This window comes from Providencia sp. PROV061 (assembly GCF_011045655.1).
GTDB classification, from domain to species: Bacteria; Pseudomonadota; Gammaproteobacteria; order Enterobacterales; family Enterobacteriaceae; genus Providencia; species Providencia hangzhouensis.
In genome coordinates this window covers 1,224,924-1,250,789 of record NZ_CP042861.1, presented here as the reverse complement: position 1 = coordinate 1,250,789, position 25,866 = coordinate 1,224,924, and the positions used below count along the sequence as shown (strand labels likewise).

The 25,866-nt window shown below is 36.7% G+C and carries 11 protein-coding genes; 3 read left to right on the top strand and 8 right to left on the bottom strand.

The genetic code is table 11. The features are described from left to right. Positions 1-27 precede the first annotated feature (27 nt). Both FVA72_RS05550 and acrR read right to left on the bottom strand, forming a co-directional pair. Positions 28-381 carry a DsrE/DsrF/TusD sulfur relay family protein gene (locus tag FVA72_RS05550; protein WP_110592250.1) on the bottom strand — a complete coding sequence of 118 codons (354 nt, stop codon included), beginning with the start codon at positions 379-381 and terminating at the stop codon, positions 28-30. A 12-nt stretch (positions 382-393) separates the two neighbouring features. Continuing rightward, positions 394-1,044 (bottom strand): multidrug efflux transporter transcriptional repressor AcrR, encoded by a 651-nt coding sequence (gene acrR, locus FVA72_RS05545; protein ID WP_094960963.1) that lies wholly within the window; start codon positions 1,042-1,044, stop codon positions 394-396. Between the two features lie 134 nt (positions 1,045-1,178). Here acrR and FVA72_RS05540 point away from each other — a divergent pair, with 134 nt between their 5' ends. Beyond that, complete coding sequence (locus FVA72_RS05540; protein ID WP_110592251.1) at positions 1,179-2,366, top strand: efflux RND transporter periplasmic adaptor subunit; 1,188 nt, start codon at positions 1,179-1,181, stop codon at positions 2,364-2,366. Positions 2,367-2,381: 15 nt separating this feature from the next. Continuing rightward, positions 2,382-5,540 (top strand): efflux RND transporter permease subunit, encoded by a 3,159-nt coding sequence (locus tag FVA72_RS05535; RefSeq protein WP_094960962.1) that lies wholly within the window; start codon positions 2,382-2,384, stop codon positions 5,538-5,540. A gap of 60 nt (positions 5,541-5,600) precedes the next feature. Here FVA72_RS05535 and FVA72_RS05530 read toward each other — a convergent pair whose 3' ends face one another. After that, the gene (locus FVA72_RS05530; RefSeq protein WP_110592252.1) at positions 5,601-11,483 is read right to left on the bottom strand and encodes a TcdA/TcdB pore-forming domain-containing protein; all 5,883 of its coding nucleotides are present in this window, start codon (positions 11,481-11,483) and stop codon (positions 5,601-5,603) included. A 280-nt stretch (positions 11,484-11,763) separates the two neighbouring features. Here FVA72_RS05530 and FVA72_RS05525 point away from each other — a divergent pair, with 280 nt between their 5' ends. After that, on the top strand, positions 11,764-12,699 hold the full coding sequence (locus FVA72_RS05525) for a filamentous hemagglutinin N-terminal domain-containing protein (RefSeq protein ID WP_110592253.1): 936 nt from the start codon (positions 11,764-11,766) through the stop codon (positions 12,697-12,699). 73 nt (positions 12,700-12,772) lie between these two features. Here the strand turns inward: FVA72_RS05525 and FVA72_RS05520 are convergent, their stop codons facing one another. From FVA72_RS05520 to mazG, 5 genes are all read right to left on the bottom strand, one after another. Continuing rightward, on the bottom strand, positions 12,773-14,158 hold the full coding sequence (locus FVA72_RS05520; protein ID WP_004260445.1) for an SLC13 family permease: 1,386 nt from the start codon (positions 14,156-14,158) through the stop codon (positions 12,773-12,775). Between the two features lie 393 nt (positions 14,159-14,551). Then, positions 14,552-20,440: a TcdA/TcdB pore-forming domain-containing protein gene (locus FVA72_RS05515; protein WP_165119661.1), complete on the bottom strand. Its 5,889-nt coding sequence runs from the start codon at positions 20,438-20,440 to the stop codon at positions 14,552-14,554. Between the two features lie 214 nt (positions 20,441-20,654). Continuing rightward, positions 20,655-21,956 (bottom strand): phosphopyruvate hydratase, encoded by a 1,302-nt coding sequence (gene eno, locus FVA72_RS05510; RefSeq protein ID WP_004260453.1) that lies wholly within the window; start codon positions 21,954-21,956, stop codon positions 20,655-20,657. A 65-nt stretch (positions 21,957-22,021) separates the two neighbouring features. Then, positions 22,022-23,659 carry a glutamine hydrolyzing CTP synthase gene (gene pyrG, locus FVA72_RS05505; RefSeq protein ID WP_004260455.1) on the bottom strand — a complete coding sequence of 546 codons (1,638 nt, stop codon included), beginning with the start codon at positions 23,657-23,659 and terminating at the stop codon, positions 22,022-22,024. A gap of 778 nt (positions 23,660-24,437) precedes the next feature. Next, on the bottom strand, positions 24,438-25,232 hold the full coding sequence (gene mazG, locus FVA72_RS05500; RefSeq protein WP_110592255.1) for a nucleoside triphosphate pyrophosphohydrolase: 795 nt from the start codon (positions 25,230-25,232) through the stop codon (positions 24,438-24,440). Positions 25,233-25,866: the final 634 nt, after the last annotated feature.

The window sequence follows — 25,866 nt, the reverse complement described above, 5'->3', positions numbered from 1 at the left end:
CTAATTAAACACATTTTACGTAAAATGTTAGAAAGTTAATACTTTATCTGCCGTTAATGTCCAGCTTGCAAGCTCGACTAACGTGCCTACCTCAACACCATCAGCAAGGGTTAACTCACTTACACCTCGGGCATCTGTACAAGTTTTACATAATTTAACGGGGACATTTTGTGCCGTTAAAATCTCTAACATTTGTTGAAGATTATAGCCTTCTTTCGGCTTTTGAGCTGCCAAACCTGCGGTCACAGCATCTGACATCAGAAATATTTTTAAATCTAACTGCGGCTCTTGCTCTTTTAACGTTATCGCTAATCGCAATGAGTTGAACAATATTTCACTGCCGTAAGGTGCGCCATTAGCAATAATCAAAATAGAGGTCATATTGTACTCCACTTATTCAGTTTGAATGGGTTTTAACCGGATTGCGGTATTACATTTTAGTGTTTCTAATAGTGTATCAACCAATGTAATTGTATGTTGATTAGTATTAAAATTTTCTGATTGGAGTAGCCAGTTTTCTAACAAACCAGACATTAATGAACGGATCATAATCGCAGCACATTCCACATCAAGATCAGCAGGAAGTTGACCTGCATCAATACAGGCAGTCAAGTTATCAACTATTCGACATTGACTTGCGACATAATTAGCGCGTTTAAAATCAACTAACTCTGCCATTTCGCCAACTAATTCACACTTCAAAAAGAAAATTTCCATCAAAGCGCGGTTTTTAGGGCTTTCAATAAAATCAGTCAAAATATAAACTAATAATTCTCTTAGTATTGAAAGTGGATCATTGGTATATTTAGAACGATAATATTCTTCAGCTTGTACTATTTGGTTATCACCAAATTCACAAGCTTGATAAAAAAGATCAACTTTGTTTTTGAAATGCCAATATATTGCACCTCGGGTAACCCCCGCTGCTTTTGCAATATCGGCTAATGATGTGGCAGAAACTCCTCGTTCAGAGAATGTTTTGATGGCAGCATCTAATATTTCCTGACGGGTTTCTTCAGCCTGTTGTTTAGTTTTTCGTGCCATTGTGACCCGTTTCTATCGAAAGCTGATTTACATACATTCGTGTATGTTTGTACTATAGCATAGTGATAAATCATATTGTTTACCATTTTTCTTATTTTTGTTTTGAACTCATATTGATTAATTGAGGTTAACTTATGCGAAAAAACAGAGGGGTGTTACCTCTGGCTCTGTTAGTTCTTTCAGGTGGCTTGGCTTTATCTGGTTGTAACGATGAACAACAAGGTGGCGGAGAACGCCCGGCGCCTGAAGTAGGAATTGTTACGCTTAAAGCCGAACCTCTGACTCTCAAAACCGAGTTACCAGGCCGTACATCCGCATTTCGTGTTGCCGAGGTTCGCCCTCAGGTTAGTGGCATCATATTGAAACGCAACTATAAAGAAGGTAGCGACGTAGAAGCAGGGACATCTTTATACCAAATTGACCCAGCACCATTCCAAGCAACCTATGACAGCGCAAAAGCGGAACTTGCAAAAGCACAAGCCAATGCGAATCTGGCTGCATTAACGGTGAAGCGTTATAAACCATTGTTAGGTACTAATTACATTAGTCGTCAGGAATACGACGAAGCAACCTCAACCTATGCACAAGCACTTGCTGCCGTCAAAGCGGCTGAAGCTGCGGTTGAAACGGCACGTATCAACCTGAATTATACCAAAGTAACTGCACCGATCAGCGGCCGTACCGGTAAATCGAATGTGACTGAAGGGGCTTTAGTATCTACAGGACAAGCCACTGAATTAATGCGTGTTCAGCAACTTGATCCTATCTATGTTGACGTAACACAATCGAGTGACGATTTTTTACGTCTCAAAAATGAGATAGCGAAAGGCGCTATACAGCGAGAATCAGGGAAAGCACCTGTCAGTTTGATCAACAACAACGGTCAAGAATACGCACAAAAGGGTGTTCTGGAATTCTCTGATGTCACTGTTGATGAAACAACAGGGTCTATCACCATGAGAGCCATGTTCCCTAACCCGAACAAAGAGTTACTTCCAGGTATGTTTGTTCGTGCTGTATTAGAAGACGGTGTTATTGAAAAGGCGATTCTAGTTCCACAACAAGGCTTGACTCGTACGGCTCAAGGAACTTCTCAAGTCATGGTTGTTGGCGCAGAGAATAAAGTTGAAGTCAGAAAAGTTAAAGCAGGACAAGCAGTTGGCAACAAATGGCTGGTAACTGAAGGTCTACAAGCAGGTGATCGTGTCATTGTCATCGGCTTACAAAAAATCAAACCAGGAATTGTTGTGAATCCTAAGGAAGCAAACTTAGAAACGCAATCCATAGACAATCAGGCAAAACCTGAAGAAAAGTCTAAATAAGGGAGCGGCTGATTAATGCCTAAGTTTTTTATAGAAAGACCAATTTTTGCGTGGGTAATTGCAATTATCACCATGCTTGCTGGTCTGTTGGCAATTATCCAGTTACCTGTTTCGCAGTACCCGACCATCGCGCCACCGGCTGTTTCTATTTCAGCTAACTATCCGGGAGCGGATGCTGAGACGGTACAAAATACAGTAACGCAGGTTATCGAACAGAACATGAACGGTATCGATAACTTGGTATATATGTCATCGAGCAGTGATTCATCAGGTTCTGCTAGCATTACGCTGACATTTGAAGCAGGAACTGATGGTGATATCGCGCAAGTACAGGTGCAAAACAAATTGCAACTGGCGATGCCATTGTTGCCACAAGAAGTTCAGCAGCAAGGTATTAGTGTCGATAAATCAACTAGTTCATTCTTAATGGTTGCGGGTTTCGTTTCTAGCGATGGCTCAATGGGGCAATACGATATTGCCGACTACGTAGGGTCAAATATTAAAGACCCACTTAGCCGAGTTAACGGTGTAGGTGAAACTCAACTGTTCGGTACCCAATATGCAATGCGTATTTGGTTAAAACCAGAGCAACTCGTTAAGTACAACATGACCACAACAGATGTCATTAATGCGATCAAGGTACAAAATAACCAAGTCGCAGCAGGGCAACTCGGTGGTTCACCGTCTGTAGCAAACCAGCGTTTAAACGTTTCTATCATTGCGCAGACACGTTTAAATAGCCCTGAAGAATTTAGCAATATTCTATTACGTGTAAACCAGGATGGTTCACAAGTGCGTATTAAAGATGTTGCTGATGTCCAATTAGGTGCTGAAAACTATAGTACTATTGCCCGCTTTAATGGTAAGCCAGCAGCAGGTATCGGTATTAAACTGGCAACCGGAGCTAACGCTTTAGATACGTCTAATAACGTCCGCGCTGCGCTTGAGGAAATGAAGCCTTTCTTCCCTCAAGGATTAGAGATTGTTTATCCATACGATACGACCCCATTCGTTAAAATTTCAATTAACGAAGTGGTTAAAACGTTAGTAGAAGCAATCATGCTGGTTGTTGTCGTTATGTATTTGTTCCTACAAAACATCCGTGCAACACTGATACCAACGATTGCAGTACCTGTCGTATTGTTAGGTACCTTTGCTATCTTGTCGGCATTTGGTTATTCCATAAACACCTTGACCATGTTCGCGATGGTACTCGCCATCGGGCTTCTCGTCGATGACGCCATCGTCGTTGTTGAGAACGTTGAGCGTGTTATGCAAGAAGAAGGCTTGTCACCAAAAGAAGCGACCAAAAAATCAATGGGTCAAATCCAAGGTGCGTTAGTCGGTATTGCAATGGTGCTGTCTGCGGTATTTATTCCTATGGCCTTCTTTGGAGGTTCTACAGGGGCAATTTACCGTCAGTTCTCAATTACCATTGTATCCTCCATGATCTTATCAGTACTGGTTGCGATGATCTTAACACCAGCACTGTGTGCCACCATGTTGAAGCCAATTGAAAAAGGCAGCCATGGTAGCCAAAAAGGATTCTTTGGGTGGTTTAACCGCACATTTGAAAAACAAGCACACCACTACACCGACAGTGTAAGCCGTATGCTTAACGGCACGGGCCGTTATTTAGTGATTTACCTGCTGTTAGTGGTTGGTATGGCGTTCATGTTCGTCCGCTTACCGTCTTCTTTCTTACCAGCGGAAGACCAAGGGGTATTCTTGTCAATGATCCAATTACCACCAGGATCAACGCAAGAACAAACCCAAGCGGTATTGGATGAAGTGAATAACTACTACCATACCGAAGAAGCCAAAAACGTTGAGTCGGTCTTTACCGTTGGGGGCTTTAGCTTCGCAGGTCAAGGTCAAAACATGGGTCTCGCTTTCGTCGTTCTGAAAAATTGGAGCGAACGTAAAGGCGATGAAAACCACGTTGATGCGATTGTACAACGTGCAAATATCGCACTGTCACAAAAACAAGAGGCACTGATTTACGCCTTTAACCTACCAGCGATTGTTGAGTTAGGTACCGCAGACGGGTTTGACTTTGAGTTAGTCGATAAAGGTAACTTGGGGCATGATAAACTGATGCAAGCCCGTAACCAGTTACTTGGATTAGCTGCTCAGCACCCAGAAATGCTTCAAGGTGTTCGTCCAAATGGTCAGGATGATACCTCGCAATACCGTATTTATATTGACCAACAAAAAGCACAGGCTCAAGGTGTCGCTATCAGTGATATCAACGCAACATTGAGTTCTATGTTTGGTGGAAGCTACGTGAATGACTTTATCGACCGTGGTCGTGTGAAGAAAGTTTACGTACAAGGTGACGCAGAAAGCCGTATGTTACCTTCTGACATCAGTAACCTGTATGTTCGTAATAACCAAGGTAAAATGGTTCCGTTCTCTGCCTTTATGGACGAATCCAAAGATCCTTGGAAGTATGGTTCACCGCGTTTAGAGCGTTATAACGGTGTCCCTGCGATGAACATTCAAGGTCAGGCAGCTCCAGGGAAAAGTACTGGTGATGCGATGCTGTTAATGGAAAAACTCACCACTGAAAACCTGCCTGAAGGAATTGGTTACGAGTGGACAGGTATGTCATATCAAGAACGCTTAGCAGGTAACCAAGCCCCTGCTCTGTACGCAATCTCCTTGATAGTGGTCTTCCTGTGTTTGGCGGCTCTCTATGAAAGCTGGTCAGTTCCATTCTCAGTTATGTTAGTTGTTCCATTAGGTATTATTGGTGCGTTACTGTTTACCAGTGTTCGTGGTCTAGACAACGACGTTTACTTTAAAGTGGGCCTCTTAACAACCATTGGGCTATCGGCGAAAAACGCAATCTTGATTGTTGAATTCGCCAAAGACTTGATGGAAAAAGAAGGTAAAGGGTTAGTCGAAGCAACACTGAATGCAGTTAAAATGCGTTTACGACCAATTCTGATGACATCTTTAGCATTTATGTTAGGTGTTATCCCACTGGTGTTTAGTAACGGTGCAGGTTCTGCATCCCAGAACTCAGTAGGTACTGGTGTTCTTGGGGGAATGTTTGCCGCAACCTCATTGGCTATCTTCTTCGTTCCTGTATTCTTCGTGGTGATCCGTCGCCGTTTCTCGAAGAAATCAGAAGATGTTGAACACAGCCATCCACCAACAGCACAATAATTGCTGATCGATAAATCCAAAAGAGCCACTTATGTTGTGGCTCTTTTTTTATATATTAATTTAATACTGACTTGTTGTAGATAACATGGCGAAATGAGGTTTATCCTGCTCTTTGGGTGCAGTTTGAATTTCAAAGTCTTCCTGAGTAAAATCTATTCGATTCAACAACTCCCCTAATAAAGCTATCTTATCATTGATATTAAAATAGCTTCTGAAATGCATTGATAAAGACATTAAACCGTGACTCGCCAAAGCTTGTTCAGCTAATAAACTCACATCAATGTGTTGATCTGTTCCATCAATTCTAAGTTGTAGATGACGATAAGAGTGAGCCTGTAAACCATAAATTCCACGGATATAAAGAGATGTATTATTTATTGAATCTGTAATAACCAAGTCATCTCCTTGGCGATTAATAAAAATCTCCTTCAATTGGTTTTTTATGGGTAGGATAAGCAAATCAACAATTCGGTCTACCGAATAATTATCAATAATAATCGTTTGATAACGCTGCCAATCTACTTTTTTAAACTGATAAGTATCGGAGCCCTCACCACCATTAAGAATTAAAACAGAAACATCGCCTAATGCTGCAGGAATAACGACATCATCCTCCGGTGTTCCTTTAATAATTAATGATAAGCCTAATTGTTCATGAGATGATGTTGGATGATAAATAATTGCATTTTCTTCTGTTAACAGCATTAAGCCACCTGCTATTTTTTGCACTGACTTAAAAGTAAGCTCAGGGTATAAATCAACATGCTTAGGTAATTTATTGGGAAATCGAAGAACACCCTTACTATCGAAAATATTGTTAAACTTCATCTCTCCAATCGCGTTTATTCGATATAGCTTCTTTGATTTTGAATCAAAAATAATACCATATTGTTTATCGTGATCAAAATCGATAATTTGTAACTCACTTTCCAACGAAAATGAAGGTGCAACAACAACCATTTCGTTAAAATACCATGCTGGTAATATGCGTTCCCCATTAGTATCTTTTAATCCAAACAATGCAATGGGGTCCTTTTCATTGGAAAATTGGGCAAAACGCTCCCATTTCAAAGGCTCTCTCGCAAACCAGTCTTTATTGAGTGCAACTAATTGTACACTGCCATTCGCATCCAGTTGCCTAACAAAGCCTTCTTTTTGGATAACAAGGAGCTCCCCTTGCCAGTGCGTGGCATTTTCTATTCCACTCAAATTTAAACGAAAGGCACTAGGCTTATTTGGCTTAATAATATCTTGCCCTAACCCTTTTTGATAAAAAATGGTGTCTTCTTTTCGGCTATAAAAGAAAAAGGCTTCCTTTCCATTTTCCTTTAATAAACTTCCTATTAATTCCAAGTCCTTAGGAGGAAACCAATACCATAAATCATACCTCGGATTATAACGTCCCAAGTTTGTTGCAAATATTTTTGCTAGTGTAGGTTTAATGCCATAACGCTTTAATTGAGATATCGCCTCTTTACCATCGCTAATAGACAGAGCAAATCTCTCTCGCCAAACTTTTTCTAATGGAGTATTTTTTGCGAGCTCACAATCAATATATTTTAAATCTTCTTCACTTATCGAAATAAACTCATTCAAGAATAGCTGTTCATTCACATTTTTTCTTTCTAAATTGGCTTTAACCAATGTTCCACTCTCATTGCGTAGCCAGTAATGATGCCAAAAACCATTTTCATCAGTGCCCGATATCATCACCGTGTTCGCTATGCTGGGTTTGATTGTAATTGTCTGTTGATATTCAGGACTCATATCTCGACAGGCTAAGTAGTCATGGCTACTAAATTGCTTACGTTGTTCAAATGATAATAATGTTCGTGTGTCATGTAAGTTATCGAGTAATAACCTGTTATTCACAACGCTCACGAGCTCTAATTTATCATTCTGTATTAGCCTATAGGTATTTTCAACCGTACTGCCAGTACTTCTTTCTGTTAATGTTATATACAGTTGGTCATCAACCAATGTGACTTTAATAATTTCTGCATCTAAACCTAAAACCATATTCGCTTTAAGTTGAGTCAGTAAAGAACCTGTATTGATATCAACCTGCCAAATTACTGATTCCACTGATGAATAAAAATAGGCTGTATCTCCATTAATTTTTATTAGTTGTGCCGAATGATTTTCTTTATTTTTTGAGTGAGTAAAAATGACCCGGTCATATTGAACATCATAAAATGCACGTCCCACGTTTAAACCGTTATATTGATAATTATCGATGGCAACATACTGGCCGTTAAGCTTGTTTTTAATTGATAAATCATGAAGATGCTGTTTAATTGTCTGGCTTTTGTTTATCCATTGACTACCATCTACATTAATAATCTTTGCAGTCTTATTAATAAAATCTATTTCACATACTTCATGTTGAGTATTGACCAGCAAAATCGAATTATCCGCCACCGATGTATCAACATGGATAGTAATGCCGCTAATTTTAATGTGATCATCCATGATTTGAATAACATGCTCTTTTCCATCACTTTCTATTAAACTCGTATCAATTATCCAGCTAGATTGTTTTCCATACATAGCTCCCTCAATTAACGTAAGAGATGCACCATAATTAACTGTAATTTGATATTCCCCGCCATTACCAGTGACTGCGTGCGTAATATGCCCTTGCCATGGAATAGGCATTTTAGGAATGGCTAATTGTCTATTTTGGCTATCTAGATTGACATGAATGGTAGTATTTTCATATTCATGCTCTAAAGTGGTGATAACATACTCTAGGCCACAATAAAAAAAATCAAAATAGAATTGATAGCGTTCTTCCATTCCTCTCAAAATAGAAAAACCATTATCCCCTCGAGAAGTTCCACCAAAAAGAGAGCTATATCTGTAACGAATGAACGATCTAGGTACAACTGGTAATATAACTACCCCAGTTTGATTTCCATTAAAGAATACTCTTGACTCAGTAACACCAACAGCTTCTCTAATATTAATTGCATATGATTTATCGATCTCAGCACTTGGCCCTGATTGAAAATCATTCAACCAGCAATGCTCTATATACCACTTTTTTTTCACACCTCGATATATATATTGGCTACCAAGGTCAAAATAGCCATTTTTAAAATCTAATTTCTCGATGACAATATTAGGTGTTGGTATCAAAAAGCCTTTTTTTGCATCATAACTTATCGCTGCATTTTGATAGTCTCGTTGATAAATCGCGAATTCTTCCCCTACAGCAACAGCTTTTTGTGCGTGTCTTTCATTAATATTAACCAGTTCGGTGATACCAATACCTATTCCCATAAGTGGTACAGCTAATGGCCCTGCAACACCTGCCACCGTTTCCGCACCAAGTAGAGATGCTCCCGTACTTACAATACCTAACCCTAATGATGATGAATCAAAAGCTAGTTGAGTACCAAATACAGCTCGCTGAATTTCATTTTGTGCATTCGCTAACTCATAAATATCGAAACCAACCATAGCTCCTTGGAAAATAACCCCTAACCCTTCATTCGCTGTACGTACTAGAGACGAAGAAAAGCGATTCATTACTGATTTCGCCACTCCATTCCCTTCACACCATAATGAATATGCAATTTTTCCAGTTTTCATGGCATCATTGATAGCACCATGGGCCATCATAGAATAGCTAATATAACTATGAATACGCAGTGCTGTTGCTAAATTAGATGTTGGCCTAGAAGAAACCACTTTTCTATTCTCCGACCATTGAATGATTGATTGTATTCCCATCGCTATATTGAGGCCATCCACATGTTCTGTACCCTCAATATCTCTTTCACATTGCAACTCCCCATCACTAAAAGAATAATGACTCTTTAACATAGCCATTTGCTTGTGAAAATATTCTTTAAACTCAATAAATGTTGTGTCTTTCGTTTCAGCCCAATATGTCTTTTCCTCTATCCCTTGATGTATAAATTGAATACGATATCGGCCATCTTCCAAATTCTCAACATTTTCAAAAACAGGTAACCATTTTTCATCTAGTTGATGACTTTTGCACACTTCATTAATTGAGTATTCAAGACGTTCCCCCCATTTCTCTGACTCCAAAATAATTAAGGATGTCTGTATTTTCTTATCTTTTGCTATTAAAGACTGATGTTCTAGAATACTCTCCATTTTCTTATGTAGAGAAATAGATTCCATTAAATTATCTGAATAAACCAAATCGGAAACAGTTAAACCACTACCAATTTGTACTTCAGACATTTTTCCCGTATTAATAGAGACCAATTCAAAACTACTATTTAAAACCGCATACTGCTCTGCCATCTTGTTTTTAAATAAAAACTTATTTAAAGTTGAAAATAACTTATCAGAATCATTAAAAACACAAATACCAAAGTTTGGTTCATAAAAATAATAATTAATTTCATTACCATTTTTGACTTTACCTAACAACATCGAGTGTGTTTTGCTATTTAGCGCATAAATATTTCCTTGTTCAGCATTAATCAGAATTTCTTTTATTTCATTTAACTCAAATTGGCCAATTATAGTTGATGCGTGTGCCGCCTCTATATTTACATGAAGTTCTTTTAACGCAGCTTGTAACAAAGTTGAATTCGGCTCCGTTGGTGATGCCCCAGCTAAAAACATCTTATTAAGCAATTTATTTGCACCATCACTGCCCTCTAAGGCTAATGCAACAGCCATTGCCCTAACTAAAGAGTAACAACGTCCCCCTGAATTATCACCCATTAAATATAAATAAAAATCTTGTGGTGCGAGACGTTTCTCAATATAACCGCTATCTCTAAAGATTGAATTAAATTTATAAGTAAAATCTAAAACATCATAAATAAAACCTGAATTTTCTCTCGAGGTTATATACTGAGCTAATACTCCGCACTCAATGGCAGTAAAATCATTCTCAAAGTTAAATATTTCCGCTTTTACTGATAATATATCATTATTAAATTTATCAATAACATACATACATGGGAATAACAGTGGATCCGTAACAAATCGCTGAATATCTTGGCTTATTCTATGCTTTTTAAGCATCATACAGTCAAAAAGACTATTTTTTAAATGACCATCACGCTGAACTTGCGCAACTAAACTAGGATTATTCGTATCGTAGCCTACTTTTTTTAATACTTTCGGTAAGATTTGTTTTACTGGGCGATCTGTTAATAAAGCTTCTGTAATAGCGTCTGCAATGACCTGTGACCTGGCTTGCCCATGGCTTGTTGACTGACCTTTTGGTGTTTCCGAATAAGAAATGCCAGTATCCATTTTTTGCATACCAACTGGTGTATGTTCAATAAATGCATCCGAAGGAATCAATGTATTAAGTCGCTGGGTAATTTCCTTTGCATGCTCAAGCCCCGATTCAGATAAGTAAATAACAGCTTGATCCGTTTGTATACCAAATTTTCTAGGCCCCATAATTTTGGCTTGTTCTATACACTGAAGTGACGACTCATGAAATAACTTCACCAAAGATTTTGCCAGCCGATTAATATATTTTTTATGTATATTTATAGTTAACCTAGCATTTATACTAGAGCGAAGTTTTATCCTTTGTTTTAAATTTTTAGGGAGAATACGCAGTGCTTGTGAACTTAATAAATCGGAATCAACAAGGTTAGATAATTCAATATCCTCTTTACCTTGAACTCTTATATCGACATCATTATTTCCTGTTGATAAATCTCTTATATAACCAATAAACTCCAGCTCTTCTTGATTACTGAGTTTTTCAATACCAATAGGAACATCATTGTTATATAAAAAATAAGATTTTCTTTCTATTTCTTTCTTTAATTTATCATGTTTTTTCAATAAATCTGGAGACCATTTTCCTTTATGGCGATATTCATATTTAATCGCCTCAACTAGCATCATAATATTTTTATCAAGCTTTATTTTATCCATTACATAAATGGCATGATTCAATAGAGAGCTATAGCTATCACCAGACATATTATTAAATCCCTTTATCTTTAATTTAAAAACATAACAAGTAGTAATTTATTAGCAAGGAAAATGGAACTTATAAGCGGCCAAAAACATAGTGTAACAATTATTTACATCATATTTTTCCGATTTTCCGATTTTCCGATTTTCCGATTTTCCGATTTTCCCTGAGTGCTAACGTATCATATTTTATTAAGCCAAACTAATTTTTGATTATTATAAAAAACAACTAAATACATTATGCTTTTAATCATTAAAGGATTTTTACAGCAAGGAGCTAATACCAATGAAGAAAACCATATCATTCACTCTACTAAGTTGTACTTTATTTCATACCACATCATTAGCCGAGGCCCCTGATATCACAAAAGCAAAAGTCATTAATATAGAAGCCCCTCTCAAAAATAACATCTCGTTTAATACCTTCGAAAGTCTCTCATCTAATGACGATGGTTTAATTTTTAATAATGATATTAACAGTAATACTAAGCTTAATAATAAGGCAGCAAAGCTTATTTTTGCAGAAGTAACAGGGACTGAAACAAGCAACTTACAAGGGATATTAGGAATAAAAGGGCAACGCGCTAACCTTGTTATCGCAAATCCTAATGGTATTTCATGGAAAGACGGCGCCGTTGATAATATTAATAGCCTCTCCTTAATTGCCGGTAAATTTGAAAAAAAATATATTAAAAACAAAGAGAAAGATAACCAGCTTGAACTCCAAAAATTGGAGGACTATAACCAACTGAAGTTTTCAACTCAACCTGCTAGCCAAATCAGTATTAGTCAGCAACAAGGAACTCCAATTCAACTATCAAAATTAAATGTCGTTGCAGACCAAATAAAGCTGCAAAATACACTTAATATCCACTCTGCCATACAAAATTATATCAGCGCATCTGGTAATAGTACCCTTTCTCCTAGTGAAGGCATTGTCAAGTACAGCACAAAGTTCAAAACTGACATTCCTTATATTCAAGGAAATCATTTAGAGATGGATGAGCAAACTAAATTGACAGGTCGTAACATTGTACTTGAGAGTCACCAATATCACTGTAAAGATAATTTCCTTTGCCCACAGAATAAGATAGATATTCAAGGAGTTATAAACACGATGAGTTTCTCTGTGCGCGGAGATGCAGACATTATTTTTTCTGATACAGGTGTGATAAAAATAGGGAAAAACCAACAGGCTCTTATTGCTAAAACAACGCAATAATCTCAATTTAGCGTACAACAACAAATAACGGCCTCAATAAGAGGCCGTTAAGTTAAAGTGAATTGATCCTAATTTACATCCAGATAAACCAAGCAAACAATGAAATCACAAGGATACAAGCCACGTTTAATACCGCACCAACACGTACCATTTCAATTTGCCTAATATAACCGGAACCGAACACAATCGCATTTGGCGGTGTAGCAACTGGCAACATAAACGCACAGGATGCACCAATCCCAATAATCATGGTTAATACAATGACTGGCATACCTAATGCTTCAGCAACTGTTGCAAAGATTGGTACTAATAAAGCTGCACTCGCCGTATTACTGGTAAACTCAGTCAAAATGATAATAAAGGTAGTAACAGCTAGAATAATAACAAACCAGTGACTTTCACCGAATGTCATTTGCATCCAGTCTGCCATGATCTTACTTGCCCCAGAAGAACTTAAAATTGCGCTGAGTGTTAAACCACCACCAAACAGCATCAATACGCCCCACTCGGTATTTTTTTGAATTTGAGACCAGCTAGCAACACCTGTTACACCAATTAAAATCGCAGCACTCATCGCAATGATTGTATCTAAATCTTTTACGCCACCTAATGCATCACTAATAAACGTACTCGTGATCCAACAAACTACGGCTAAAAGGAAAATCGTCATTGCTGTAATACGCTTTCCATTCCACTCAACGTGTTCTAACTCAATTTGAAAACGATGTTTCAGGTTTGGACGTAACATCATGTACATCAATACAAACATCATTGGTAGTAATACCACCATGATTGGAATACCATATTTCATCCATGATAAGAAATCTAAACCTAAAGCCGCAGCCGCAATCGCATTTGGAGGGCTACCTACAATCGTGCCTAAACCACCGATACTTGCACTATAAGCAACACCTAATAGTACAAACACGAAAGTATTACGTTCATGACGTACATCGAGATTAGATAATATACCTAATACTAGTGGTAGCATCATTGCAGCTGTTGCTGTGTTACTAATCCACATAGAAAGTAACGCTGTTACACCAAACAGCAATAATACCGCGACTGATAAGCGCCCTCGAGCTGCCATTAGTAAGCGATTTGCAATTAGCCTATCAAGGCCTTGGATATGTAAAGCCGTCGCTAATGCAAAGCCACCGAAGAATAAGAAAATAATCGGATTTGCAAATGATTTCAATGCATCCCCTGTATTCATCAGCCCTAAGCCTACTGCCAAGATCGGAATACACAGTGCAGTAATGGTGACATGGATAGCTTCAGTTAACCAAAGCACACCGATGAAAACCATCATTGCAAGACCTGCATTTGCTTTATCATCAAATGGTAAATATTTTAGTAATAAAATTAAGAGTACGATATCAACAGCTAAGATTATCCATCCCCGTTTATTCGAGGGGGTTGGGCTCACTGATGGTGTTAAAGATTCTGAAGCGTCCATGTTTACTCCATAGCTTTGGAAGCAAGTTTATTTTTAGCGCATATTGTTAATAATTATTTATAAGCTGTGAAATATAGAGTTAATTTATTGAGATGAAAATGTGGATAAGCTAAAAGTGCGATCTACCCCGCGCAATTTTTTGTGTTTTTAATATCTCTACCGGAAAATGTTCTATTTTGTAGGCAAATAACCGCATAAATTAACAGTTTCAATCGACAGAACAATTGCGCTAATACGCCAACACATCAGTCAGCAGTTAATCCCCCCCAAAGCTAAATAAATGATATTAATAGATGAAAAACAAACTTAAACTAAAATATCAACCAATGAAACTAGACAACTAGTTAAGCTAGCCAGTTAAAGTCCAGCTAGCTTAACTAATTCATACCTGCTCTATCCCACTAAAACAGGCGCAGTAACCAACGAAGGCTGTATTATATCCTGATGTCTAATCATGCTTTCACGATGATTTAATGATGATGTCATTGCTGAAAGCTGTGCTAACTGATTGTCATGAGCCAACAGTATTTCTTCATCAGACTCATTCGGTGTATTAGTAACCATAAGCCCATCAGTCAATAAATAATTATCTACAATAGTTTTCACCCCAATATCTTCGTTAGAATTTAAAAATCGCAATTGAAGGTGTTCATATCCTTGAGCATTAGCAGAAAATATACGCCTAATAATAAGTATGCTATTTGTATTTATATCCGTCAGGATAAGGTCATCTCCTAGGCGATTAACAGCTAGCGAGTTCATATCGTCAACAGGTAAAACAAGTGTATCTGTCAAACGATCGCTCGCATTATTATCAATGATAATTGCTTGATAATGTAGCCACGCTGCTCTAGAAATAACATAACTATCTTCTTTATCTCCCGCACTTAATACAATATTTTTTACATTATTTATAACTGGCGGGTTAATTATATCCCTTGAATTTCCACCGTTAATTAATAAAGATGATGAGAATCCCTCTTTATTACCATCTAAATTATTCTCTCCCTTACTATAATATAAAATCTCATCATTAGTTGTATACATTAACAATCCATTTTTTAATTTTTTAACTGTATCAAATTTAATATTTGGGTATATCTCATACATTGAAGGTAGTGATAAAGTATTTTTTAAATTATTTTTATCAAAAGCTTTAACTAAAGCAGCTTCATTTACAATTGGTTGCCAATAAAGTTTCTTATTTTCCATATCAAAAATAATTGCTGTTGAACGGTACTCGTCTATTCCTAAATATTGCAATGTATTCAGTGATGATAATTGGTATGCAATAACAATACTTTTATTTTCATACCAAGCGGGAATAATAGCTTGATTATGACTCATTTTTAATCCAAGTAAAGCATATACTCCTTGATTTGACTCTAATTTACCAAATTCTTCCCACCATCTTGTTGGATGTAAATCAAACCACTTTTTATTTAGTGCCACAGGTTGAATATTACCTTGAGCGTTAACTTGACTCACAATGCCATTATTATTAGTAATTAAAATTTTACTTTGACTAAATATAACACTCTCAATATCTTCGATATTTATTTCCTTGATCCCTTGCTTTTCTATTTGAAAGAAATTTGGATTCTCTCCGACTTGTCGATATATTAACTTTTCTTTATAACTATAAAAAAAGAATACTTCTTGCCCATTATTATTTAATAAAAAGCCAACAAATATTAAATCTTTAGGCTCAAATAATTCTTTGCTATCGAGAGCAAGCTTATATGAAGTAACCGTTGGCCTTATAATAACACCGTCTTTTTCCCTTAACCAATAATGATATATATTATTATTTTTATCAATTCCTGATATTTGGATGACATCAGCCAGCTTCACACTTTTACTATATATTGTTTTTTTATCTTTTACTTTATCAATTAACAATAAATACTTACCAAAAATCACATCTGAAATATCCTTAGGTATGACCGATTTTTCTTCGAATAACTGATAATGAGTCAGCTCATCAATAGAAACACTAACTAATATAATTTCATTTCCATTTATCATATAATTTGCGACTTCATGAACTCCTTCACTAGGATAACGACATGAGAAATAAATATTTTCATTACTAACCCATAACTTAGTTAATTCAAAATTCCGCTGAGCATTATTATTAATAATATACATATATTGGACTTTATTATCCTTATCAACTAACCACAATATATTATTATCTTTTGAATAAAAACATGCCCCCGTCCCTAATGGAGAAAATAGATCAGCATTTTTAGTATATTGTTCCGATGAGTCAGTGAAAATATATCTCCCTGTAGAAACCTGATAAAATGCTCGGCCTACATTAACATTCCCAAACTGATAATTTTCAATTAATATGTACTGCCCCATAATTTTATGTTGTTCATTTAATTTATTTAAATGATTAGATAAATCTTCCTTATGGCCGACCCACTTATTTCCATCTTCGCTAATTAAATTTATACTTAACTTTAAAAAATCTATTTTATAGGTTTCATTATTATTATTGATATATAAAAAGTCTTTTTTTGACACTGATGGGCCTAATTTTATTTTTACTCCACCAAAATCTATACATTCAGACTTAACGATAATGTCATTTTTATTTAATAGTTCACTACTAATTATCCAATGAGAAGGCGATACCTTATTAGAATCATCTATCAACTCTATTTCTGCACCTATTTGTGGGCTAAGTTTATATACCCCACCATTTCCTCTTATCGAATATTTAATTTTCCCATGCCATTCATTGGGTATTTTTGGAATAACCAAATGTCTATACTGATTATTTAACTTTATTTCGATTTCTGTATCTACATATTCATGAAATATCTGAGTGATAGTATTTTCACTTGGAAATATATAAAAATCATAATCGAATTTATCTGTATTTTCTAAACGACGAATAACATCAAATCCACTATCATGACGTGTTGTTGCTCCTGGCCATAAATTGTAATCATATTTAATATACGATTTTGGAGTGATAGGTAAGACAATTATTTGCGCATCTAAATAACCATAATGTCGGCTACTCATATTATATCCGATACCTTTACGAATATTAATTGCCTGTTGACGGTCATGTACCATTGTAGGGAAATTACCCGCCCAAAAAATATAATTTTTCCGTCCGCCTCCTGCAGAATGTGCGCTAGTCCTATAGATATACTGGCTATCAAATTCAATTTGGTTATTTCTAAGATCTATTGTTTTAAAAACTGCACCAGCGCGCGGAAGAACAATACTTTTATCAGGTAAGTAATCATATCCGTTATTTTTATATGCTTGGTCTAACTGATAAAAATATCTACCTACCGATTTAGCATCTTCTCCTATCACTGCATAATTACGCGCCAAACTAGTGAAACCAATACTTAACCCTGCAAAAATAACCCCTGCTCCCCCCATAAATACTGAAGCTTCCGTTACTCCTAAAGCACCGGTTCCTAAACTGAGTCCTCCTGTGACAAAACTCGCAGAATCAAAAGCAAGTTGTGTACTAAATATAATCTTATGAGGTTCATCTTTTGCATAGGTCAATTCATATATATCAAAGCCGACTAAGGCACCATTAAATAAAACAGTAACACCTTCATTTACTGTTTGAGCTAATGAAGTAGAAAACAGACTAATATTTTTAGCTTCATAGCTAATATTTCCATTTAACCCACTACGAATTATACCCACAATTTTACCTAAATCATTCAGAGCCCCATGAAATATCATCCCATAATTAATATAACTATGTATTTTCAATGCTAATGCTAAGTTAAAATTATCATTTTTCATGCCGTTTCTATTATGGTTTTTATCTGAATACCATAGCATCAAAGACTGAATCGCTATTCCTGCATTTAATCCATCGAATGATGGCTCATTGATATTATATTCACTGTTATTATCTATATATTTTTGTGGCTTTATTTTTTTACCATCGAAAAAATAATTTTCCCCAAATAATGCTACTTGCTTTTCATAGTAATGATTAAATTCTTTAATTGTCGGATCATCCATTTCAATCCAATGACTTTTTTCAGGATCATCATAATCTATAAATTGAAGTTGATATTTACCTTTCTCATCCTCTTTCAGTGTAGAAAATATAGGCACCCATTTTCTATTAAATTGATAGTTCATTGATAAATTGGCAAGAGAAGTTTCTAAACGGTATCCCCATTGTTCTGCTTCTAACATAGCCAATGTTCCTTTCAATTGAATGTCTCTTTGAATAGCAAGTTGTTTATTAACGATACTACTAGTTTTACTTTCACGTTTAGTAATTAAACTCAGTGAAATAGGCTCACTTAAATGAGTTACACTTAACCCATTCCCCACAGGAACACTCGACATATCATCGGTAATAATTGAAATCACTTCAAAAACCGGATCTTTATTGCTCCCAAAGGCTGAGTAAAAATCAGCCATTTTGTTATCTACCATAAATTTTTTAAATGCTGAAAATAGTTCTTTACTATTATTAAACGAAAACAAACCGAAGTTAGGATCATAAAAATAATAGTGTGATTTTTTATCATTTATAGTTTTACCAATAAGCATCGAGTGATTTTGACTATTAATAGCAAACATCATTGTTTTTTGCTGCGCCTCTAATAAACTCTGTGTTTCTTTGATATTAATTCTACCATGAGAAAATGATGCCTCTATTGCTTCCACATTCGAATGTAATCGCTCCAATGCCGTTTTTATTAATATTGAATCATTATCTTTAGGATTTGCTGATGCTATATAAAGTTTATTAAATAAAGTATCCGCACCTTTTTGATCATCTTTTGCTAATGCAACTGACATAGCTCTAACCAAAGGGTAACAACGCCCTCGAGAATCATCCCCTATCAGCGTTAAATAAAAATCTTGTGGCATTAATCGATTAATTTGGCTATTTAATGAATAAAATAATTCACTAACTTTTCCTGTTTCATTCAGAACATATTTTATATATTCTGAGTGACCTACATTATTAATTCTTTGATATAAAGCCCCTCGTTCTATAGGGCTAAGGTCTTGAGTCAAATATAATTTTTTCAGTTCTAGTGAAGTCATATTCTTCTTTAATCCTGATATATTGACTTCTGAAAAATCGTTCATGCCCTCACTAAAACTATTTCTAAATGAAGGTTTATTAGAATTTTTATGAACAAAAACTAAATTTTCATATCGCTCATTGATTGTTTGCTTATATTCATTAATACCGCCATATATTGATTGTTCTTCATTTTTAACAACAGCGTTCATACCTTTACTTTTTTTTATTTCCCACCATAACTTACTTCTTTCTATTTGGTTCCCTTCAGACAGTATTCTATTATAATGATTATGATAAAAACTAATTTGAATATCACTTTGTGCTAATTTTCGTTTTAAAGATTTTATTTTAACTTTATCATCTATTGTTTTATTTATTTTCCCATTTAGTTCCTGAAGTTGTTTCTGCCATACTTCTTGGAAACTTTTTAACATTTTTACATGATTATTTATTTTTATACTTATAGATGTAATAAACTCATGCCATGCTTTAGCGCTATCTAATTTTCGTTCCGTTTCAAATATATTATTACCTTTCTCATCCACATATAAGCAATTGAATTTCTTTGCTATAGACAATATTTTGACATGTATATTTTCCCGAGTATTTTCAAATTTATTTTTATTTATACTATCCATTTTATTATTAGGAATATATTTTAATATTCTATTTTTCCCTTCTATTGCAAATGATTTTCTTTCACCGTTAAAATATTTAACCTCTTGTTTTTGCAAGACTAATTGCCAATCATTATTTACAAACTGCATATATGCTGTCGCATTACCATTTGTACCATCTTTTATTTTATAATCTTGATAATCAGCAGACATAACAACATCATCATATAAAATTGAACTATTCATTCTGCAATCATTATAGACTCGATAATGATCTTTATCATGATTGGTAACTATAATAGAATTTTTATTTAAAGTACCTGTAAATAAGAGAAACGTATCTGATGGTTTTTTAGGAATATCTACATAGGAGGGATATAAATGAGTTGCATCATAATTATTATTATTGAGTAAATAACTTTTAATTACAAACGGGTCAGGCTGCTCGCTATCATAATAACTAATATCATATCGTGAGTTATCATGTTTAATTAATGTTACATCTACTTTTTCTGTCGTTGAGCCGATTTTAATTAACTCGCTTGTATCTAGCGTATATTTATTGATAATTTCATTTATATTTTCAATTACTTCTGTATATTTTTTTACTGTCATTGCATTCATTCCTTTGAATAAAAATCAATTATTTATCTAAAATGAATAATGACTGTAAATTAATATCTCCTTTAGTACCATAATCAAAAAACAAATTCAGATTGAATTTTATAAAAAAATTCAATTATATTTGTTGCATTAATACAATAAATAACCCAAAAAAAAAAGGGAAGCCTAAGCTTCCCTATTCATTAACTTGCTAAGCAATAAATAATTATGCTTGGCCTTTAACTTCTTTTAAGCCATTGAATGGTGCATTTTTACCTAATGCTTCTTCAATGCGAATCAGTTGGTTATATTTAGCAACACGGTCAGAACGGCTCATAGAACCTGTTTTGATTTGGCCTGCCGCTGTACCAACTGCTAAATCTGCAATAGTAGCATCTTCAGTTTCACCTGAGCGGTGAGAGATAACAGCTGTATAGCCTGCATCTTTCGCCATTTTAATTGCAGCCAAAGTTTCAGTTAAAGAACCGATTTGGTTGAATTTGATCAGGATAGAGTTAGCTATACCTTTATCGATACCTTCTTTTAGGATCTTAGTATTAGTTACAAACAGGTCATCACCAACCAGTTGGATTTTGTCACCAAGAACTTTAGTTTGGTATGCGAAACCATCCCAGTCAGACTCGTTCAGACCATCTTCGATAGATACGATTGGGTACTGTTTAGTCAGTTCTTCTAAATAATGTGTGAACTCTTGTGAAGTGAAGGTTTTGCCTTCGCCTTTCAGCTCATAATTACCGGTTTCTGCGTTATAGAACTCAGATGCTGCACAGTCCATCGCCAGTGTTACGTCTTTACCTAACACATAACCAGCTTGCTCAACCGCTTCTTTAATTGCTGCTAATGCTGCTGCGTTTGATTCTAAGTTAGGCGCATAACCACCTTCATCACCTACAGCTGTATTCATACCTTTAGATTTCAGTACTTTTGCTAAGTGATGGAAGATTTCAGAACCCATACGAACCGCTTCTTTCAGCGTTGGCGCGCCAACAGGCTGGATCATGAATTCTTGGATATCAACGTTGTTATCTGCGTGCTCACCACCATTGATGATATTCATCATTGGCAGAGGCATAGAGTATTGACCGTGAGTACCATTCAAGTCAGAGATGTGCTCATACAGAGGCATACCTTTCGCCGCTGCTGCTGCTTTAGCATTTGCTAAAGATACAGCGAGAATTGCGTTTGCACCAAATTTAGATTTGTTCTCAGTGCCATCGAGATCAATCATGATTTTATCGATGTTAGCTTGGTCTTTAGCATCTTTACCGATCAGCGCTTCTGCGATTGGACCATTAACAGCAGCAACTGCTTTCAGAACACCTTTACCCAGAAAACGTGCTTTATCACCGTCACGCAGTTCCAGAGCTTCACGAGAACCTGTTGACGCACCTGATGGTGCCGCAGCTAAACCAACAAAGCCACCTTCTAAATGAACTTCAGCTTCTACAGTTGGGTTACCACGAGAGTCAATGATTTCACGACCGATCACTTTAACAATTTTGGACATTAGGTTTTCCTCAGTACAAGTTAAATTTTGGGAAGTTGGTGCACCTGCGCCGACTTCCCCATATCTTATTTCAACTCACCTTTCTGGTACTTACCAGCGGCTTTAACAAAACCTGCAAACAACGGATGACCATCTCTTGGTGTAGAGGTGAACTCTGGGTGGAACTGACAAGCCACAAACCATGGATGATTAGGGTTTTCAATAATTTCCACCAGCTTATTATCCACTGAACGACCTGCAATTTTTAGGCCCGCATCTTCAATACGTTTCAGTAGTAAATTATTCACCTCATAACGGTGGCGGTGACGTTCAATGATAGTTTCTGAACCATACATTTCACGTACAAGGCTACCATTCACTAAATGACATGGTTGGCCACCAACACGCATTGTTCCACCAAGATCGCTCTCTTCTGAACGTACTTCAAGGTTACCCTCTTCGTCGCGCCATTCAGTAATCAGCGCAACAACAGGGAATTTACAATCCGCTTTAAATTCTGTTGAGTTTGCATCTGCCATATTGGCAACATTACGTGCAAATTCAATCAATGCGACTTGCATACCCAAACAAATTCCTAAGTAAGGGATCTTGTTTTCACGTGCATATTGAGCGGTCAGAATTTTCCCTTCAACACCACGCTCGCCAAAGCCGCCTGGTACTAAAATAGCATCTAAACCTTTTAGTAACTCAACACCTCGAGTTTCAATATCTTGTGAATCAATTAATTTGATGTTCACAGTTAAACGGTTTTTCAAGCCACCGTGTTTTAATGCTTCAATTACAGATTTATACGCATCTGGTAACTCAACATATTTACCCACCATCCCAATAGTCACTTCACCAGCGGGATTGGCTTCTTCGTAAATAACTTGTTCCCACTCAGCTAAATTAGCTTCTGGCGCATCAATGCGGAAACGGTTACAGATGTATTCATCCAAACCTTGTGATTTCAATAAGGCTGGGATTTTATAAATTGAATCAACGTCTTTGAGAGAAATAACCGCTTTCTCTGGCACATTACAGAACAATGCGATTTTTGCACGTTCATTTGCTGGGATCACTCTGTCTGAACGACAAATCAGCACATCTGGTTGAATACCAATTGACAGTAATTCTTTCACAGAATGTTGAGTTGGCTTAGTTTTTACTTCACCAGCCGCTGCAAGGTATGGCACTAATGTTAAGTGCAAATATAATGTGCGTTCACGGCCAACTTCAGCTGCCATTTGACGAATCGCTTCAAGGAATGGCAATGATTCGATATCACCAACTGTACCACCAACTTCAACCAAAACGACGTCATGGCCTTCACCACCACGGATGATGCGGTCTTTAATTTCATTAGTGATATGAGGGATAACTTGAATTGTAGCGCCTAAATAGTCGCCACGGCGCTCTTTGCGCAGAACTTCAGAGTAAACACGCCCAGTCGTAAAGTTATTACGACGTGTCATTTTAGTACGGATGAAACGCTCATAGTGACCTAAATCTAAGTCAGTTTCAGCGCCGTCTTCTGTAACGAAAACTTCCCCGTGTTGGGTTGGGCTCATAGTGCCTGGATCTACGTTAATGTAGGGATCCAGTTTCATAATAGTCACATTGAGTCCACGGGCTTCGAGTATAGCCGCCAAAGAGGCTGCGGCAATGCCTTTACCCAGTGAGGATACGACCCCGCCGGTCACAAAAATATAATTAGTTTTCATGCTGAACCTGAAAGTTTAGGTTTAAAAGATGATGGATATAACAGGACGGGAAAACAGTATACCCGAACCTTAATTTCGCTACAAATGTTCTAAGCATAATAAGGCTAAATTTCATCAATACTCTAATATTATCAGCAAGTTAAAAGCGAAAAATATTTATCGCTTCAAAATTAGTCATCTTTATCTATTTTTATAGATTAACACAGTTCAAACACAAAAGCTAAATCCTTTCAGCTCATTGTATGGTGTAAAAAATGCGATTCTGCACTAACTTTGATTTTGAATAACTATTTACTCTAACTCTCCACATTTAACCTTCGAAAACTTCAACCTCCATATTATTTTTGAAGCTTTGTTTGGAGCCATTGCATGAGGTGATTTTAGAACAAACCAACCATATCGAACATATCGAATTTTTCTGTAGATGCTTCGTTCTATATATAATTAATGCTCTAGATAGTTCGTGCTACAGCTAGGCGGCAAGAGAGGATATCTCAGGGAGCATACACAAGTATGTGACCTGAGTAGCCGAACGCAGCTAACAACGCTGTAGTGCGAAATATGACGAGCAAAGCTAGACGGCAAGAGAGGATATCTCAGGGAGCATACACAAGTATGTGACCTGAGTAGCCGAACGTAGCCAACAACGCTGTAGTGCGAAATATGACGAGCAAAGCTAGGCGGCAAGAGAGGATATCTCAGGGAGCATACACAAGTATGTGACCTGAGTAGCCGAACGCAGCTAACAACGCTATAGTGCGAAATATGACGAACCATTTTATTCTTGACTCTTAACCTGCTGCCAAAGCCCTTCCATCTCATCAAGTGTAGCACTTTCTGTCGTTTTGCCACTTTCCGCTAGGCTTTTTTCGATTTGACGAAAACGGCCTTCAAATTTGTTGCAAGCTTTTTGCAACGCTATTTCAGGTTTATGACCTAAATGGCGAGATAAATTCACTACGGCAAACAATAAATCGCCGATTTCTTCTTCTAGGTGAGTTTGGTCAACAACCACCTGTGTGGCTTCTTCCATCACCTCTTCAAGTTCTTCATGAACCTTACCCACAACAGGGCCTAACGTATCCCAGTCAAAACCGACCGAAGCACAACGCTTTTGAATTTTATAGGCTTTCATTAGTGCTGGGAGCGAATTCGGGATATCATCTAGCACAGAAAACTGCGATTTTTCAGCTCGCTCTTTTGCTTTTCGTTTTTCCCACCCCTCAATCACTTCCGAGCTGCTCAATGTGCTATTTGTATCAAAAATATGTGGGTGACGATGTTCAAGCTTATCGCTCACTGCTTGGCAAATATCATTAAAATCAAACAATGATTTTTCATTCGCCATTTGCGCATAGAAAACCACTTGGAACAATAAGTCGCCCAGCTCACCTTTTAAGTCGTTAAAATCTTCACGTTCTATCGCATCAAGCACCTCATAGGTTTCCTCAAGTGTATAAGGTGCAATAGTTTTAAATGTCTGTACTTTATCCCATGGGCAACCTGTTTGTGGGTCACGCAGCTGTGCCATAATGGATAATAAGCGCTCGATTTCGGGTTTTTCCTGACTCATTGTATTAACCTTTGATTTTCTTTTGTTTCTAATTGTCATCTTTATCTCAAACTTACCAGATATAAAGGCAAATCAACAAATTTTTCCCAACAAAAGAAAAAACAAAGAAAAGATTATTGAATATTTGCAAAAAATTATTTTCAAAATAGTTTGAATTGCAGCTAGGTGGCAAGTAAACGAGCCCCTAAGAGCATACATCAGTATGTGACTAAGGTGAGAGCACGCAACCAACAACGCTGCGGCTCAAAATATGAAGAAAATGTAGGAGCATACATCGGTATGTGACTAAGATGAGAGCGCGCAGCCAACAACGCTGCAGCTCAAAATATGAAGAAAATGTAGGAACATACATCAGTATGTGACTAAGGTGGGAGCACGCAGCCAACAACGCTGCGGCTCAAAATATGAAGAAAATGTAGGAGCATACATCGGTATGTGACTAAGATGAGAGCGCGCAGCCAACAACGCTGCGGTTCAAAATATGGAGAAAACCACTGACAATATAACAGTACTGATTTTCAAAATAGTTTGAGTTGTAGGTAGGCGGCAAGCGAAGATATCTCGGGGAGCATACATAAGTATGTGACCCGAGTAGCTAAGTGCAGCCAACACCCCTACAACTCAAAATATGAAG